The organism is Serratia sp. P2ACOL2 (genome assembly GCF_003691565.1).
Taxonomy (GTDB): domain Bacteria; phylum Pseudomonadota; class Gammaproteobacteria; order Enterobacterales; family Enterobacteriaceae; genus Serratia; species Serratia liquefaciens.
This window is the reverse complement of the sequence record NZ_CP033162.1, coordinates 162644-178535: the sequence shown is the minus strand read 5'-3', so window position 1 is coordinate 178535 and position 15892 is coordinate 162644. Positions and strand designations below refer to the sequence as shown.

At 57.4% G+C, this 15892-nt stretch carries 11 protein-coding genes and 3 tRNA genes; 4 read left to right on the top strand and 10 right to left on the bottom strand.

Annotated features, from left to right (window positions below):
- Positions 1-83 precede the first annotated feature (83 nt).
- The 5 genes from miaA to nnr are packed head-to-tail and all read right to left on the bottom strand — an operon-like array spanning position 84 to position 6719.
- On the bottom strand, positions 84-1025 hold the full coding sequence (miaA, locus tag EBA31_RS00865) for a tRNA (adenosine(37)-N6)-dimethylallyltransferase MiaA (RefSeq protein ID WP_020824905.1): 942 nt from the start codon (positions 1023-1025) through the stop codon (positions 84-86).
- Positions 1018-2892 (bottom strand): DNA mismatch repair endonuclease MutL, encoded by a 1875-nt coding sequence (mutL, locus tag EBA31_RS00860; protein WP_122076703.1) that lies wholly within the window; start codon positions 2890-2892, stop codon positions 1018-1020. Before mutL ends, miaA begins: the two co-directional genes overlap by 8 nt.
- 26 nt (positions 2893-2918) lie before the next feature.
- On the bottom strand, positions 2919-4715 hold the full coding sequence (gene amiB, locus EBA31_RS00855; RefSeq protein ID WP_020824903.1) for an N-acetylmuramoyl-L-alanine amidase AmiB: 1797 nt from the start codon (positions 4713-4715) through the stop codon (positions 2919-2921).
- A gap of 7 nt (positions 4716-4722) precedes the next feature.
- Positions 4723-5193, bottom strand: a complete 471-nt coding sequence (tsaE, locus tag EBA31_RS00850; protein WP_122076700.1) for a tRNA (adenosine(37)-N6)-threonylcarbamoyltransferase complex ATPase subunit type 1 TsaE — start codon at positions 5191-5193, stop codon at positions 4723-4725.
- Positions 5194-5207: 14 nt separating this feature from the next.
- Positions 5208-6719, bottom strand: coding sequence for a bifunctional ADP-dependent NAD(P)H-hydrate dehydratase/NAD(P)H-hydrate epimerase (nnr, locus tag EBA31_RS00845; protein WP_122076697.1), 1512 nt, complete (start codon positions 6717-6719; stop codon positions 5208-5210).
- Here nnr and queG point away from each other — a divergent pair.
- Positions 6718-7857: a tRNA epoxyqueuosine(34) reductase QueG gene (gene queG / locus EBA31_RS00840; protein WP_115060335.1), complete on the top strand. Its 1140-nt coding sequence runs from the start codon at positions 6718-6720 to the stop codon at positions 7855-7857. The two genes, nnr and queG, sit on opposite strands and share 2 nt — an antisense overlap.
- Before the next feature lie 299 nt (positions 7858-8156).
- Here queG and EBA31_RS00835 read toward each other — a convergent pair.
- The 4 genes from EBA31_RS00835 to orn form a co-directional block, all read right to left on the bottom strand.
- Positions 8157-8232, bottom strand: a tRNA-Gly gene (locus EBA31_RS00835).
- A gap of 55 nt (positions 8233-8287) precedes the next feature.
- Positions 8288-8363, bottom strand: a tRNA-Gly gene (locus EBA31_RS00830).
- Positions 8364-8427: 64 nt separating this feature from the next.
- Positions 8428-8503, bottom strand: a tRNA-Gly gene (locus tag EBA31_RS00825).
- Positions 8504-8707: 204 nt separating this feature from the next.
- Positions 8708-9253 (bottom strand): oligoribonuclease, encoded by a 546-nt coding sequence (gene orn / locus EBA31_RS00820; RefSeq protein ID WP_020824899.1) that lies wholly within the window; start codon positions 9251-9253, stop codon positions 8708-8710.
- Between the two features lie 183 nt (positions 9254-9436).
- On the opposite strand from orn, the gene rsgA reads away from it, so the two are divergent.
- The 3 genes from rsgA to mscM all read left to right on the top strand — a co-directional run bounded on the left by rsgA (position 9437) and on the right by mscM (position 14820).
- Positions 9437-10486 (top strand): small ribosomal subunit biogenesis GTPase RsgA, encoded by a 1050-nt coding sequence (gene rsgA, locus EBA31_RS00815; RefSeq protein ID WP_020824898.1) that lies wholly within the window; start codon positions 9437-9439, stop codon positions 10484-10486.
- A 76-nt stretch (positions 10487-10562) separates the two neighbouring features.
- Complete coding sequence (gene asd, locus EBA31_RS00810; protein WP_020824897.1) at positions 10563-11459, top strand: archaetidylserine decarboxylase; 897 nt, start codon at positions 10563-10565, stop codon at positions 11457-11459.
- Between the two features lie 13 nt (positions 11460-11472).
- Entirely contained in the window at positions 11473-14820 is a 3348-nt protein-coding gene (gene mscM / locus EBA31_RS00805) for a miniconductance mechanosensitive channel MscM (protein WP_048762797.1), read from the top strand.
- A gap of 69 nt (positions 14821-14889) precedes the next feature.
- Here mscM and epmA read toward each other — a convergent pair whose 3' ends face one another.
- Entirely contained in the window at positions 14890-15867 is a 978-nt protein-coding gene (gene epmA, locus EBA31_RS00800) for an elongation factor P--(R)-beta-lysine ligase (protein ID WP_020824895.1), read from the bottom strand.
- Positions 15868-15892 lie beyond the last annotated feature (25 nt).

Below are 15892 nucleotides of genomic sequence, written 5' to 3'. Positions count from 1 at the left end.
AACTAAGAACCTGTCGGCTCTAAAATAAACGACCTAAAAAATTTGCGCGCTGAATACTCATCAATTGTACACAATCACTCGACCTATGCACTAACAACCTGTATTACCGAGTCCAAAGCCTCTCCCGGCTTCTCGCTGTCCAGCCAATGTACCGAGTTCCAGCCTCGTAACCAGGTCATTTGGCGCTTGGCCAACTGACGTGTTGCGCAAATACCACGATAAACCATCTCATCGTAACTAATTTCGCCAGATAAATATGACCACATCTGGCGATAACCGACACAGCGAATGGAAGGCAAATCCGTATGCAAATCACCCCGTGCAAAAAGTGCACGCGCTTCCGTCTCAAAACCTGCCGCCAACATTTGATGGTACCGCAGCGCGATGCGTTGATGGATCAACTCACGGCTGGTCGGCGCTATCGCAAATTGGTGAACATGATACGGCAACGATTCACCCGAAATTTTAGTCAGTTCCGTTAAAGTTTTACCCGAAATAAAAAAAACTTCCAGTGCTCTGGACAGTCTCTGCGGATCATTAGGATGAATTCTCAATGCCGCAACCGGGTCAATCTCTTGCAACTGACGGTGTAAAACGTCCCAACCCTGCTCCGCAGCCTGCTGTTCGATACGCTCACGCACCGCCGGATCGGCAGGCGGCAGCGGCGATAAACCTTCCAGCAGCGCCTTGAAGTAAAGCATGGTGCCCCCGACCAGCAGCGGGATACGCCCGGCGGCAGTAATGGCGGCCATCTCTTTCAGTGCATCGGCGCGAAAATCCGCTGCTGAGTAAACTTCGGCAGGATCGCGAATATCAATCAGCCGGTGCGGTGCCTGCGCCAATTCCTCCGCGCTCGGTTTAGCCGTGCCGATATCCATGCCGCGATAAATCAGCGCGGAATCCACGCTGATCAGTTCCACAGGCAGGCGTTCACGCAGCGCGATCGCCAACGCGGTCTTGCCCGAGGCGGTCGGCCCCATCATAAAAATAGCCGGGGGACGTGGTGTCATTTCAGTTTCAATCATGCGTAAGGGCTGCCAGTGCAGCCTGTAAATCAACAGGTTGTAAAAGTCCGCTCGGTGGTGATTTGACCAGCTGCGGGCAAAGTCGTTCAACGTCGGTCAGCAATTGTATCGCTTGCGAGGTGTTCCACTGCTCATGTTCGCTGCCCAAGTGGCGGGCGAACCAGGTGGCTAACACCGGGGGCGACATCTCCTGATGCTCGGCCAGATAGCCTAACAGTTCGGGTATCAGTTTTTGTAAATTTTGTTGGCGTAATGGTAAAGGTACTGCGCGCAACGTCACACGCCCATGATCCGCCTGCAAATCCAATCCCATTTTGACCAGTAACGGCTGATGGCGCACACAGGCGGCCGCTTCTTGCTTATTCAGCGTCAGTTTGATGGGGATCAGCAGCGGCTGCGGCCGCAGGCCTTCTTCAGCTGGATTAAGCTGCGCCTGGCGCAACCAGCGCTCGGCCACCGGCAGGTTGAGCAACATCAATTGCTGGCGACGCTCAATCAGGGCAAAGCACGGCGGATGGATCATCAGCACCCGACCAAAACTGTGCTGGCTGCCGTCCAGCGGCACTTCTCGCTCAGCCTTTACTGGTGGGAACAGCGGTTGTTTCGGCGTTTCTGGCGCTGGCTCCACCACCGGAGCAGCCTGCATCAGTTTGCCGTAAAGCTCGCCTTCGCGCTTTTGGTAGCCGTTGCCTGCCTGATAGGCCGGTTGAGGTGCACGCTCGCGCGCGACGCCCGGTTCACTCGGCTGAGGTTCACGGCGCGACGCCGGCTGCGAAAAATGGTTGCCGCCGGCGGCGACGCGGTTTTCCGGCTGCCAGGTTGGCGCCGACGGTTGTTCCGGCTCATCGTCCAGCGGCAGCGGCGCGTTGCCGACCTGCTGCAGCACGGTAGTTACCGCCTGATAAATAAAGTCATGTACCAATCGCGCCTGATGAAAACGTACTTCGTGCTTGGCCGGATGCACATTCACGTCTACCTGGTGCGGATCGACCTCGAGATACAGTACGTACGCGGGCTGCTGATCGTCTTTCAACTGATCCTGATAGGCCTGGCGGATGGCATGATTGATCAGACGATCGCGCATCATACGGCTATTGACGTAGCAATACTGCATCTCGCCCAATTGGCGTGCACCGGCGGGATCAGCCACCCAGCCGCGAATGGCCAGATCGCCATGCTGCCAGGAAATGTTCAACGCATGCTGCAAAAAAGCCGGGCCACAAATGCTGCCCAGGCGGCGCTCATAGTGGCTTTCGTCTTTGGCTGCGCGATATTGGCGGATCAGTTTGCCGTTGTGGCTGAGGTTGATCGCCACATCGAAACGCGCCAGCGCAATGCGCCGCACCACCTCATCGATATGACCGAATTCGGTTTTCTCGGTGCGCATAAATTTGCGCCGTGCCGGGGTGTTGTAGAACAGATCCAGCACTTCCAGCGTACTGCCTATCGGGTGTGCCGCCGGTTTAACCGTCACCGCCTGATCGCGACCTTCGGCGTAAGCCTGCCAGGCTTCATTTTGTTCCGCAGTGCGTGAGGTTAGTGTCAAACGGGAAACCGAGCTGATGCTGGCCAACGCCTCACCGCGAAAACCGAGACTGACGATGGCTTCCAAATCGTCGAGCGTGCTGATTTTACTGGTGGCATGACGCGCCAATGCCAATGCCAGATCGTCTTTACCGATGCCGCAGCCGTTATCGCGGATGCGAATCAGCTTGGCACCGCCGCGTTCGATATCAATATCAATGCGCGTTGCACCGGCATCCAGACTGTTTTCCACCAGTTCCTTTACCACTGACGCGGGCCGTTCGACCACTTCACCGGCGGCAATCTGGTTGGCAAGCTGGGGCGGTAACACCTGGATGGGCATGCTGACTCCTCTAACTAATAGTGGCGCTAGGCCTGCGGAATGGTCAGCGTCCGATCCAGCGGCGCGACGTCCGACTTCAGTTTATTCACGCGTTTCAGGTCGCTGACGCTGACACCGTAACGAGTAGCGATGGAGGATAAGGTATCACCGCGGGTCACTTTGTGCCTGGACGGCTTCTTCACACTGGGTTTTGCCTTGGCGACCGTACTGACCGTCGCGGCGGTTTTACCCGCCGGCACTTTAAGGCGCTGGCCGACCCACACGCCGTCTTTTTTCAGCTTGTTGAGATCACGCAACGCCGCCATGGTGGTGCCATAGCTGTCGGCAATGCCGGAAAGCGTTTCGGCTCGCTTCACCACGTGGATCTGCGTTTTACCGCTAATGCGGCTGCTGCCGGCCGAACTGACGATCGGCGCGGGCTGACTGACGTCTTGTGTGGAGGAGTTAACCGCCGCTGCGACGTCCAGCGGTCGGTTTTCCACCTTTGGGTCGGCTTGTAGCGGGTGCGCCAGGAAATAACTGCGCAGGCCGTTGTGGATCGCCCGGGCAATTTTCTCCTGATATGCGCTACTGCCGAGCAGCCGCTCCTCCGTGCTATTACTGATAAATCCTGTTTCCACCAACAAGGATGGGATATCCGGCGAACGCAGCACGCCAAGGCTGGCGTGTTCAGGACGACGTTTATGCAATGAGCCGACGCTCTGCAACTGCTGCAGCACTTTTACTGCGACATCGTAGCCCACGCGTTGCGAGTGACCAAACTGCAGATCCAGCACCGCCTGGCTCAGGTAAGGATCCGCCTGGCTGTTGGCCAGCAAATCACCCGCACCGCCCAGCAACTCGGACTGCTTCTCATGTTGTTCCAGCCAGCCGGCCATCTCACTGTTGGCGCGGCGGTTGGACAGCACCCAAACCGAAGCCCCGTTGGCGCTGCGGTTTGGCGCGGCGTCAGCGTGAATCGAGACCAACACGTTAGCGCCTTGCTTACGCGCCACGTCAGAGCGCCCCATCACTGAGATGAAGTAGTCGCCGTTGCGCGTCAACACCGGTTTAAACTGGGGATCGGCATCCAACAATGCCTGCAGGCGGCGAGCGATAGCGATAGTTACATTTTTCTCTTTCAGGCCGTTCGGGCCAATGGCGCCCGGATCCTGACCGCCGTGACCGGCATCAATAGCCACCACCACCCGATCGCCGGAACCGGCGGATACGCGGCTGCTGCGCGGCGTGACCTCAGATGCGGTACCCGCAACCACGGTAGGCTTATTGGTGAAAGGATTGGAACCACTTGGCGCTCTACGCACCGGAGCGGGCTCTGGTTCAGGCTCACTCACCACCACCGGGGCTTTACGCGTCGGTGGGTTCACGACCACCGGTGCCGGCGTCGGGGCTTTTCGTACTGTAGTGTTTGCGCTGCCCTCGGCGGCGATGGTGAACACCACGGTATAGACACTGCCGTTCTGGCGTGTGGCTACCCGGGTCTTCGCGCGCTGGGTCAGATCAAACACCAGCCTTACGCTCTGGGCGTCTTTCGGCGCGCTGGAACGAATGCTTTTCACCAGGTTCTGGCCGCTGAAATTTAACGGTAAACCGCCCACCTTGCCTTTCTGGTTTACATCCAACACCACGCGATCCGGGCCGTGCAACGGGAAGAAGGCATAGTCCGGCGGACCGGTAAAGCTCACCGATACCGTGGCTTCGCGCTGGGCATTGGTGACTTTAATATCAGACAACGACGATGCGGCCAACGCACTGGCTGCACCCAAAGGCCCCAATACGGCGATCAGGGCGATTACGAGTAATTTTCTCAACGCATACGTCATTGCGGCGTCATTCCTGTGGCCCGTGAATACGGTCTAAAAGCTGGCTGCCGTAGGCAGAAACCGCCTGAATTTTTGCTTCGCGCCCCTGATCCTGGTAGCTGAGATGCAGCTCCAAATCAGGTTCCGGCAAGACGCCGGTCCCCTGCTGTGGCCATTCCACCAGGCAAATGGCATCCTGCGCAAAATAATCGCGAATGCCCATAAATTCGAGTTCTTCCGGATCGGCCAAGCGATACAGATCAAAATGGTATACCGCCAGCGGCTGCAGCGCATAAGGCTCCACCAGCGTATAAGTTGGGCTTTTAACGTTGCCCTGGTGGCCCAATGCCTGCAGAAAACCACGGCTGAAGGTGGTTTTACCGGCGCCCAGGTCACCGTAAAGGTAAATTACGCTGGCGCGATCGCACGCCTTGGCCAAGGCGATACCCAATGCGACAGTCGCTGCCTCATCCGGCAGAGGTAAAACGAGTTCTTTCATTCGATAGTTTCTATTTATGCCAACTCAGGATTAACGTAATAAGGGATTTCCGGCAATAAATCGCTCGCCAGCATCCCCCTTATTCCTTGTCTTGCCGCCACGCGATCGGCAGCTGCGCCATGCGCCACGCAACCGGCGCAGGCTGCATCATACAGTGAGAGCTTTTGCCCCAGCAAACCGCCGATGATACCGGACAGCACATCGCCCATTCCACCAGAGGCCATGCCGGGGTTGCCGACGTCGGCGATCGCCATCTGGCCTTGATCATCGGCGATCAACGTACCCGCACCTTTCAGCACGGCCACGCCACCGTAATGCGTGACCAGATTACGAACTGCAAGTAAGCGGTCACTCTCAATCTCGGCGGTACGGCACCCCAGCAGGCGTGCCGCCTCCCCAGGATGCGGGGTAATCACACGATTCTGACGCTTCTCGGGATTTAATGCCAGTAAGTTCAGCGCATCGGCGTCCCATAACGCCGGTTTATCACTGGCTTGCAATATTTTCAGCGCATTCCTACCCCATTCGCCCTGACCCAGCCCCGGGCCAATCACCAGCACATCCGCCCAGTCGAGCGCCTGCTGCAACCCTTCGTCGCTCAGCGGTTGCACCATCAGTTCCGGTCTGGCGGTCAGCAAGGGCCCGACATGCTCAATGTGAGTGAGTACTCGCACAAATCCTGCGCCGCTGCGCAACGCCGCTTCTGCCGCCATGCGTATCGCGCCGCCAAAGCCGTGATCGCCCCCCACCACTAACAAACGCCCCTGTTCACCTTTATGTGAGCAGGGACGACGCGGTTTCAGCCACTGGGACAGCGATTCGGCAGTAAGCCGCTGAATCTGCGTCGGTTGCTTTGCCAGCCACCCCGATAATCCTAGCGTACTCTGGTGAAGTTGCCCCACCCAATCGCGAGCCTGGCCGGTCAGCAGGCCAGGTTTAAGCGCGATGAAAGTCATGGTATGCGTTGCGCGGATGACGGCTCCAGGCGCGGCACCGCTTTCAGCCTGCAGGCCCGAGGGGATATCGAGTGCGATAACCGGCGCGCGGCTGCGGTTAACCGCTTCAATCAGGGCATCGTACGGCGACCGTGGCGCACTGCTTAACCCAGTACCGAGCAGGCCGTCGATGATCAGATCAACGTCTTCCGGCCAGCGGCTGTCGACCGGATGGATCTCGCCGCCGCTAGCCAACCATGCCTGTCTGGCTTCAGCCGCTTCTGGGGGCAGTGGCCGTGTGCCTTCGCAGGCAATCAGGCTGACTTTGACACCGGCCGCCGCAGCCAAACGGGCGACAACATAGCCGTCACCGCCATTGTTGCCATGACCGCACAGCACCAGCCAGTGATGGGCGGCAGGATATTGGTCGCACGCCAGCGTGTAAGCCGCCTCACCGGCACGTTGCATCAGTTGATAGAGAGAAATGCCCTGCGAGGCGGCGGCGCTTGCTTCTGCTCGCCGGATCCAGTCCGCAGACCAGACAGAGTGTGGTAAACTGTCAGAGTATCGTTTTTCACTGTGGCCCGTCATGACTCACCCCCTCGATCTCAATCAACTCGCCCAACATATCAAGCAATGGGGGCAATCGCTAGGATTCCAGCAGGTAGGCATCTGCGACACCGATCTGAGCGCGGAAGAGCCCAAGCTGCAGGCCTGGTTGGACAAACAATACCACGGTGAAATGGAGTGGATGGCACGCCATGGCATGCTGCGCGCCCGGCCACATGAGCTGTTGCCCGGCACGCTGCGCGTGATCAGCGTGCGCATGAACTACCTGCCGGCCAAAGCGGCCTTCGCCAGCACCCTCAACAACCCAGAATTAGGCTATGTCAGCCGCTATGCGCTCGGGCGGGACTACCACAAACTGCTGCGCCAACGGCTGAAAAAACTCGGCGATCAGATCCAGGCCTACTGCGGCGAACTTAATTTCCGCCCCTTTGTCGACTCCGCACCGGTGATGGAACGCGCACTGGCCTCCAAAGCCGGGATTGGCTGGGTTGGTAAACACTCACTTATTTTAAACCGCGAAGCCGGCTCCTGGTTCTTTCTTGGCGAACTGCTGATCGACCTGCCGCTGCCGGTGGATAAGCCCCAGGAGGAACAGTGCGGCCGCTGCGTCGCCTGTATCACCACTTGCCCAACCGGCGCCATCGTCGCCCCCTACACCGTAGATGCGCGCCGCTGCATTTCCTATCTGACGATTGAGTTGGAAGGCGCCATTCCTGAAGAATTCCGGCCGTTATTGGGCAATCGTATTTACGGCTGTGATGATTGCCAGCTTATCTGCCCGTGGAACCGCTTCTCGCAACTTACCGACGAAGACGATTTCAGCCCACGCGCCGCACTGCATGCACCGCAACTGATCGAACTCTTTGGTTGGACGGAAGAGAAATTCCTGCGCATCACCGAAGGCTCCGCCATCCGGCGTATCGGCCATTTACGCTGGCTGCGCAATATCGCCGTGGCGCTGGGCAACGCCCCTTACCAGGATGCGGCAGTGGTGGCGTTGCGCTCCCGGCTGGCACAGGACGCAATGCTGGACGAACATATCCACTGGGCACTGGAACAACAGTTGGCGCGGCGTGAGGCGCAAGGCATAGAAGTGCAGACAACGCAGAAAAAACGATTGATACGGGCTGTGGAAAAAGGATTGCCGAGGGATGCCTGAAATCTTTCATTCAGACCCGATAGTCACTCTGTGGATTTGTGCATAAAAATAAAAATGCTTTGTCTTTCAACTGCAACAAAAAGAGCAAGTGATCGGTATAACGTTTTCGGATAAATAAATATGCATACAAATCAATGCGATAAATATTTCATTTGTGTGGCGTTGATTTTTTGAGCTGCGGGTATTATGAGCGCTACCTGTGGATAAGTCTGTTCACAACATTTCGACAGGGTATGTATAACGAGACAAAGAACCGCGCCGCTAAAGGCGTTGGACTGAGTTTGAAACGAAGAGAAAATTGGAGCGGGAAACGAGACTCGAACTCGCGACCCCGACCTTGGCAAGGTCGTGCTCTACCAACTGAGCTATTCCCGCATTGAGATGCTTTGGGCATCCGGCCATCAAACAACAACATGGCCTTTGAATTTTTTGGAGCGGGAAACGAGACTCGAACTCGCGACCCCGACCTTGGCAAGGTCGTGCTCTACCAACTGAGCTATTCCCGCGTCGCATGGGTACTACCTGATACTTTTTTTATTCATCACGCCACCTAAGCAGCATTGTTGAATTTGGAGCGGGAAACGAGACTCGAACTCGCGACCCCGACCTTGGCAAGGTCGTGCTCTACCAACTGAGCTATTCCCGCCCGGCGTATCGATGTCGGAACTAAACGAAATTCTTCATCGGTACGGGGTGCGCATTATACGAGAAATCCTTTTTGCCGCAAGCCCCTGAAAGCAAAAAAACGCGATTTTTGTTTGATTGCCGATTAAAGCGCCAAACTGATTAATTAAGCGGCGGAATCGGCTGCTTTCGGCAGTAGGGCCCCGCTCAAGAGGCCCTGCATTCGTTATAACTGGATGAAATGCTCGCGGTAATAGGCCAGTTCACCTACCGACTCGCGAATGTCGTCCATTGCCTGGTGGGTGCCCTGCTTCTTGAAGCCACTGAGGATTTCCGGCTTCCAACGGCGCGCCAATTCTTTCAGCGTACTGACGTCCAGATAACGGTAATGGAAGTAGGCTTCCAGTTCGGGCATATAGCGGAACAGGAAACGGCGGTCCTGACCCACGCTGTTGCCGCAGATCGGCGATTTGCCCGCCGGTACCCACTGCTGCAGGAAGGCGATGGTGGCCAGCTCAGCGGCATGGTCGTCGAACTGGCTGGCTTTCACCCGCTCCACCAGGCCGCTGCCGGTATGGGTGCGCACGTTCCAGTCATCCATCAGGGCAAGCTGTTCATCGGATTGGTGTACGGCGATCACCGGCCCTTCCGCGAGAATGTTCAGATTGGCGTCGGTGACCAGCGTAGCGATCTCGATAATGCGATCGCGTTCAGGATCCAACCCGGTCATCTCCAGATCGATCCAAATCAGGTTATTTTCGTTTCCTGTCATGATATTTCCTGCGTAAAAGCCAAAAGATAAACAAACTGTAGGCAAGGCGGCGACCGGCGCTGGCCGTTCAGCGGCCAAGGTGCGCTGCGCGTGGCGGCTAACAACGGTTATTTAATATAAAATAGCGTGTATCATAGTCCTTTTGGTCGCCATGAGCGATAAAGCGGATTCAAGTGAGGCGCAGTGAGCAAGAACAAACTGTCCAAAGGTCAAGAACGCCGTGTACAGGCGAACCATCAACGTCGCCTGAAACGCACCGATAAAAAACCGGAACTGGATGATTCCCAACTGGGCGAGCCGCAGGACGGTATCGTCATCAGCCGTTTCGGGATGCATGCCGACGTTGAGGCAGCGGACGGCACCCAACACCGCTGCAATATTCGCCGTACGCTGCGTTCGCTGGTCACCGGCGATCGCGTAGTGTGGCGCCCTGGCGTCGGTACCCATGAAGGGGTCAAAGGCATTGTCGAGGCCGTGCATGAACGCACCTCGGTGCTGACACGCCCAGATTTCTATGACGGCGTGAAGCCTATCGCCGCCAATATCAACCAAATCGTTATCGTTTCGGCGATATTACCCGAGCTTTCGCTGAACATCATCGACCGCTATCTGGTGGCCTGTGAAACGCTGGAAGTTGAACCGCTGATCGTACTGAACAAGATCGATCTGTTGGATGCCGAAGCGCGCAAACGGGTCGACGGCATGATGGATACCTATCGCAAGATTGGTTATCGGGTGCTGGAAGTCTCCAGCCAGACGCGCGAAGGCATGGAAGCGTTCGAACAGGCGCTGGTCGGGCGCATCAGTATTTTCGCCGGGCAGTCCGGGGTCGGCAAGTCCAGCCTGCTTAACGCTCTGCTGCCAGCCTCAAAAGAGCAAATTCTGGTAAATCAGGTTTCCGATGTCTCTGGGCTCGGGCAACATACCACCACCGCTGCACGGCTGTATCATTTCCAGCACGGCGGCGACGTGATCGACTCCCCAGGCGTACGTGAGTTTGGCCTGTGGCACCTTGAACCGGAACAAATCACCCAAGGTTTTGTCGAATTCCGTAACTATTTAGGCGGTTGCAAGTTCCGTGATTGCCGCCACGATACCGATCCAGGCTGTGCTATCCGTGCCGCAATGGAAAAAGGCGATATCGCCAAAGAACGTTTCGACAACTATCACCGTATTCTGGAAAGCATGGCGCAAGTGAAGGTTCGCAAGAACTTCACCGATGCCGCAGACTGATAATGCCGGGCGGCGTTGACGGTGGCAGAGCCAGCGTTACAATGCGCGCCCTTTACCCTGATTCAAGAGGTTAAACGTGCTGGATAGCATCAAAATTAAATTGCAGTACTGGTTACCGAAGCTGGCTCTGACCCGCCTGGCGGGCTGGGGTGCGGACAAGCAGGCCGGTTGGTTGACCCAATTGGTTCTGAAGGGCTTTGCCCGTTATTACCGCGTAAACATGCAAGAGTCGCAACATCCAGAGCTGAGCGCCTACGCCAGCTTCAACGAATTCTTTGTACGCCCGCTGCGTGACGGCGCCCGCCCGATCATCAGCGACGCCAACTGGCTGGCCCTGCCCGCAGACGGTGCCATCAGCCAGCTCGGCCAGATCCACGACGACCAAATTTTCCAGGCCAAAGGCCACAACTACAGCCTGGAAGCGCTGTTGGCCGGCAACTATGTGCTGGCAGAGCCGTTCCGTAACGGTCTGTTCGCCACCACCTACCTAGCTCCGCGGGATTATCACCGCGTACATATGCCGTGCAACGGCGTGCTGCGCGAAATGATTTATGTGCCGGGTGACCTGTTCTCCGTTAACCCATTGACCGCGGCCAACGTGCCAAACCTGTTCGCGCGCAATGAGCGTGTGATCTGCGTGTTTGATACCGCTGTCGGGCCAATGGTGCAGATCCTGGTGGGCGCCACCATCGTCGGCAGCATCGAAACCGTCTGGGCCGGCACGGTAACCCCGCCACGCGAAGGCATTATCAAACGCTGGACCTATCCTGAAGAAGGTGCGGAAGGCGCTATCGTGCTGGAGAAAGGCGAAGAAATGGGCCGCTTCAAGCTGGGTTCGACGGTCATTAACCTGTTTACCCCAGGCAGCGTACAGTTCGCGCCGCAGCTGAACAACGGCACCGTGACCCGCATGGGCGAAGCCTTCGCAGAAATCCCGGCCGCGTCTGCTGCCGTTGAAACACCGCAGATCTGAAGGAATTGACGCTGTGCGCCTGATTATCACGTTATTGCTCGGTTGCTTACTGGCTCAACCGGTGCTGGCCGCCACGGTGCCCACCGAAACACAGCTCAAACAGGAGCTGAAGCAGGCCGAGAGCAACAAGAGCGCGCCTAATCAGGCGGAAACCACTGAGGCGTTGCAAAGCGCCCTCAACTGGCTGTCGGAGCGTAAAGAGTCGCTAACGCGCGTTGAGCAGTATCAGCGCGTGATCGACGATTTCCCGAAGATGACGCAGGAACTGCGTCGTCAGTTAGCGCTGGAAGACAGCAAAATCCTGCCGAACGGCGATAACCTGCCAGCCAGCGATTTGGAACAGCAAATCCTGCAAACCAGCAGCCTGCTGCTGGAACAGGCGCGTTTGCTGCAGCAAGAGCAGGAGCGCACGCGGGAAATCAGCGATTCCCTCGGCCAATTGCCGCAGCAGCAGACCGACGCTCGCCGTGCATTGACCGAGGTTCAACGTCGCCTGCAGGCACAACCCGCCAACCCGACCACTCCGCATGCTCAGGCTGCGCTGGCGTTATTGCAGGCGGAAGCCGCTGCACGCAAAGCCAAAGTCGATGAGCTCGAACTGGCACAGCTGTCGGCCAACAACCGCCAGGAACTGGCGCGGATGCGCGCCGAAGTCTACAAAAAGCGCCACGAGAAGATTGACGTTCAACTGCAGGCGCTGCGCAATAACCTCAATGCCCAGCGACAGCGCGAAGCCGAACTGGCACTGGAAAAAACCGAGCAGTTGGCCGAGCAAAATGGCGATCTGCCGAAAAGTATCAGTCAGCAGTTACAAATCAACCGTGAACTGTCTGCGGCGCTGAACAATCAGGCCCAGCGCATGGATCTGATTTCATCCCAACAACGTCAGGCCGCCGCGCAAACGCTGCAGGTGCGCCAGGCATTAAGCACCATTATCGAACAGGCCCAGTGGCTCGGCTCCTCATCGGCGCTGGGAGAAACCCTGCGTGCTCAGGTCGCCACGCTGCCGGAAATGCCCAAGCCGCAGCAGCTCGATGGCGATATGGCCCAACTGCGCGTACAGCGCCTGCAGTTTGAAAGCCAACTGGAAAAACTGTCTCAGCGCGAATTCAAACGTGACGACGGCAGTGAACTGACCAGCGCGGAAAGACGCATTGTCGACGCCCAGTTACGCACTCAGAGGGAACTGCTGAATTCACTGCTGTCCGGGTGCGATACTCAGATCCTCGAGCTGACCAAGCTGAAAGTGGCCAACACCCAGTTGATCGAGGCGTTAAACGAAATCAAGGACGCCACCCACCGCTATCTGTTCTGGGTGCCTGACGTCAATCCTATCACCCTGTCCTATCCGATTAACGTCGCGCACGATCTGACACGTCTGCTGTCGCTGGATACGCTGTCACAGCTCGGTGGGGCCTTCATGATGATGGTGACCAGCCGCGAAACGCTGATCCCCATCTTCGGTGCCCTGCTGCTGGTTATTTTCAGCATCAGCTCTCGCAAGCACTACCACGCCTTCCTGACGCGCGCCAGCAGCCGGGTTGGCAAAGTGACCCAGGACGAATTCTTCCTGACCCTGCGCACCGTATTCTGGTCGATTTTGGTGGCACTGCCGCTGCCGGTGCTCTGGGCAGCGCTCGGCTTTGGCCTGCAAAGCGCCTGGAACTACCCGGTAGCCGAAGCGATCGGCAAGGGTGTCACCGCCACGCTGCCGATCCTGTGGGTATGTATGATTTGCGCCGCCTTCGCCCACCCACAGGGGTTGTTTATCGTGCATTTCCGCTGGCCGGTGAAGCAGGTTTCACGCGCCATGCGCTATTACAAAATGTCGATCTGGCTGATAGTGCCGCTGATCATGGCGTTGATCACCTTCGACAGCCTGAAAGAACGCGAGTTTGCCAATACCCTGGGGCGGCTGTGCTTTATCCTGCTGTGTCTGGCTTTGGCCATCGTCACCAATAGCCTGAAACGTGCCGGCATTCCGCTGTATCTGGATAAAAAAGGCTCCGGCGACAACATGGTCAACACCGCGCTGTGGGGGCTATTGCTGTCCGCGCCGCTGCTGGCGGCGCTGGCCTCCGCCGTCGGCTATCTGACCACCTCTCAGGCACTGTTGGCACGGTTGGAAACGTCGGTGGCCATCTGGTTCTTCCTGCTGGTGATTTACCACATTATTCGCCGCTGGATGCTGATCCAACGGCGACGTATCGCCTTTGACCGCGCCAAGCAACGCCGGGCCGATATTCTGGCTCAGCGTGCGCGCGGTGAAGAAGAAACACCGCATACGCCCAATAGCACCGAAGGATCGATGGACATGGATGATTCAGAAATCGATCTGGATACCATCAGCGCCCAGTCGCTCCGGTTGGTTCGTTCGATCCTGACGATGATCGCGCTGGTGTCGGTGATCGTGCTGTGGTCAGAAATTCACTCGGCCTTCGCCTTCCTGGAAAACATCTCCCTGTGGGACGTGACCTCGACGGTCAACGGCGTGGAAACCGCGCATCCAATCACCTTGGGTGCGGTATTGATCGCCATCCTGGTGCTGATCGTTACCATGCAGTTGGTGCGTAACCTGCCGGCCCTGCTGGAGCTGGCGGTACTGCAGCACCTGGATCTGTCGCCGGGCACCGGCTACGCCATCACCACTATTACCAAGTATCTGTTGTTGTTGTTCGGCGCCATCCTCAGCTTTTCCTGGATCGGTATCGAATGGTCGAAATTGCAGTGGGTAGTGACCGCGCTCAGCGTGGGGTTGGGCTTTGGTATGCAGGAGATCTTCTCCAACTTTATCTCCGGCCTGATCATCCTGTTTGAAAAACCGATCCGCATTGGTGATACCGTGACGATCCGCAACCTGACCGGTACCGTCACCAAGATCAACACCCGCGCCACCACCATTTCGGACTGGGATCGCAAAGAGATCATCGTGCCGAACAAGGCGTTTATCACCGAGCAGTTCATTAACTGGTCGCTGTCGGACAACCTGACTCGTGTGGTACTGACCGTACCGGCACCGGCAGAAGCCAACAGCGAAGAAGTGACCAAAATCCTGACCAATGCCGCCGAACGCTGTTCGCTGGTGCTGGATAATCCGGCACCGGAGGTTTATCTGGTCGATCTGCAGCAGGGTATCCAGATCTTTGAACTGCGTATTTACGCCGCCGAGATGGGCCACCGCATGCCGTTGCGCCACGAGATCCATCAGTTGATCTTGTCCGGCTATCGCGAGCACGGCATTACGCTGCCGTACCCACCATTCCAGGTTCGCAGCGAGACGCTCTCCCGCCTGACCAGCAACGGTCGCACGCCGGCCTCCACACCGGCGCCCAACACCAAACGCGAATCGGGCAGTTTGTAACCGCCGAATGCAAAAAGGGTTCGGCCATGGCCGAACCCTTTTTTTATCGCAATGGTGCTGAATTAGCGGTTATGCGCGCCCGACCGGGAAGGCCAACACTTCACTCAGGCTTTCAGCGCCCAACGCCAGCATCACCAGCCGATCAACGCCTAGCGCCACACCGGAACACTCCGGCATACCGTGCTGCAGCGCATCCAGCAGGTTGTTATCAATCGGGTGCTGCGGCAAACCGCGTTCCGCTCGCTTGCGGTTGTCCTGATCAAAACGCTGACGCTGCTCGCGGCTGTCGGTCAGTTCACGGAAGCCATTCGCCAGTTCAATACCTTTGAAATAGACTTCGAAACGCTCCGCCACGCGGTGATCTTCAGTGCTGATCTCCGCCAGCGACGCCTGGCTGGCCGGGAAGTGATAAACGAACGCCGGTTTATCACGGCCGATGTACGGCTCCACGCCAACGGTAAACAACAATTGCAGCAGCGTATCGCGATCCTCTTCGGTATCGGCAATGTTGCTCAGATCGAGTTTGGCCGCCGCTTCACGCAGTTGTACCTTCTCCGCCGACAGCGGATCGATATCCAGATGGCGCAGGAAAGCCTGCTGATAAGACAGGGTCTCCGCACTCTCGCAGTCCAGTACCTGCTGCAGCAGATCATCCACCTCGTTCATCAGCCGGTACATGTCGTAGTGCGGACGGTACCACTCCAGCATGGTGAATTCAGGGTTGTGATGACGACCGGCCTCTTCATTGCGGAAACTGCGTCCCATCTGATAGATCGGCCCGCTGCCCGCCGCCAGCAGACGTTTCATGTGGTATTCCGGGCTGGTCATCATGTACAGCGTCATGCCATCCGCCGCTCCGGGCCCGACAAAACGCGTCTGGAACGGGAACAGGTGAATATCGGTGACCGTCGCCTGGCTCATGGTTGGCGTCTCAACTTCCAGCACGCCACGATCGGCGAAGAAACGCCGGATCTCAGTCAGGATCGCTGCGCGTTTCAACAAATTGGCGATGGGTGCACTTGGCTGCCAGCTTGCCGTTTCGCTCATGGTAATTACTCCGAAATCAAACAGG

Bases quoted from the DNA above. Each gene is read 5' to 3' on its own strand.
- mutL (WP_122076703.1), bottom strand. From the start codon at position 2,892: ATGCCCATCCAGGTGTTACCGCCCCAGCTTGCCAACCAGATTGCCGCC.
- queG (WP_115060335.1), top strand. From the start codon at position 6,718: ATGACTCACCCCCTCGATCTCAATCAACTCGCCCAACATATCAAGCAA.
- epmA (WP_020824895.1), bottom strand. From the start codon at position 15,867: ATGAGCGAAACGGCAAGCTGGCAGCCAAGTGCACCCATCGCCAATTTG.
- amiB (WP_020824903.1), bottom strand. From the start codon at position 4,715: ATGACGTATGCGTTGAGAAAATTACTCGTAATCGCCCTGATCGCCGTA.
- tsaE (WP_122076700.1), bottom strand. From the start codon at position 5,193: ATGAAAGAACTCGTTTTACCTCTGCCGGATGAGGCAGCGACTGTCGCA.
- nnr (WP_122076697.1), bottom strand. From the start codon at position 6,719: ATGACGGGCCACAGTGAAAAACGATACTCTGACAGTTTACCACACTCT.
- miaA (WP_020824905.1), bottom strand. From the start codon at position 1,025: ATGATTGAAACTGAAATGACACCACGTCCCCCGGCTATTTTTATGATG.
- orn (WP_020824899.1), bottom strand. From the start codon at position 9,253: ATGACAGGAAACGAAAATAACCTGATTTGGATCGATCTGGAGATGACC.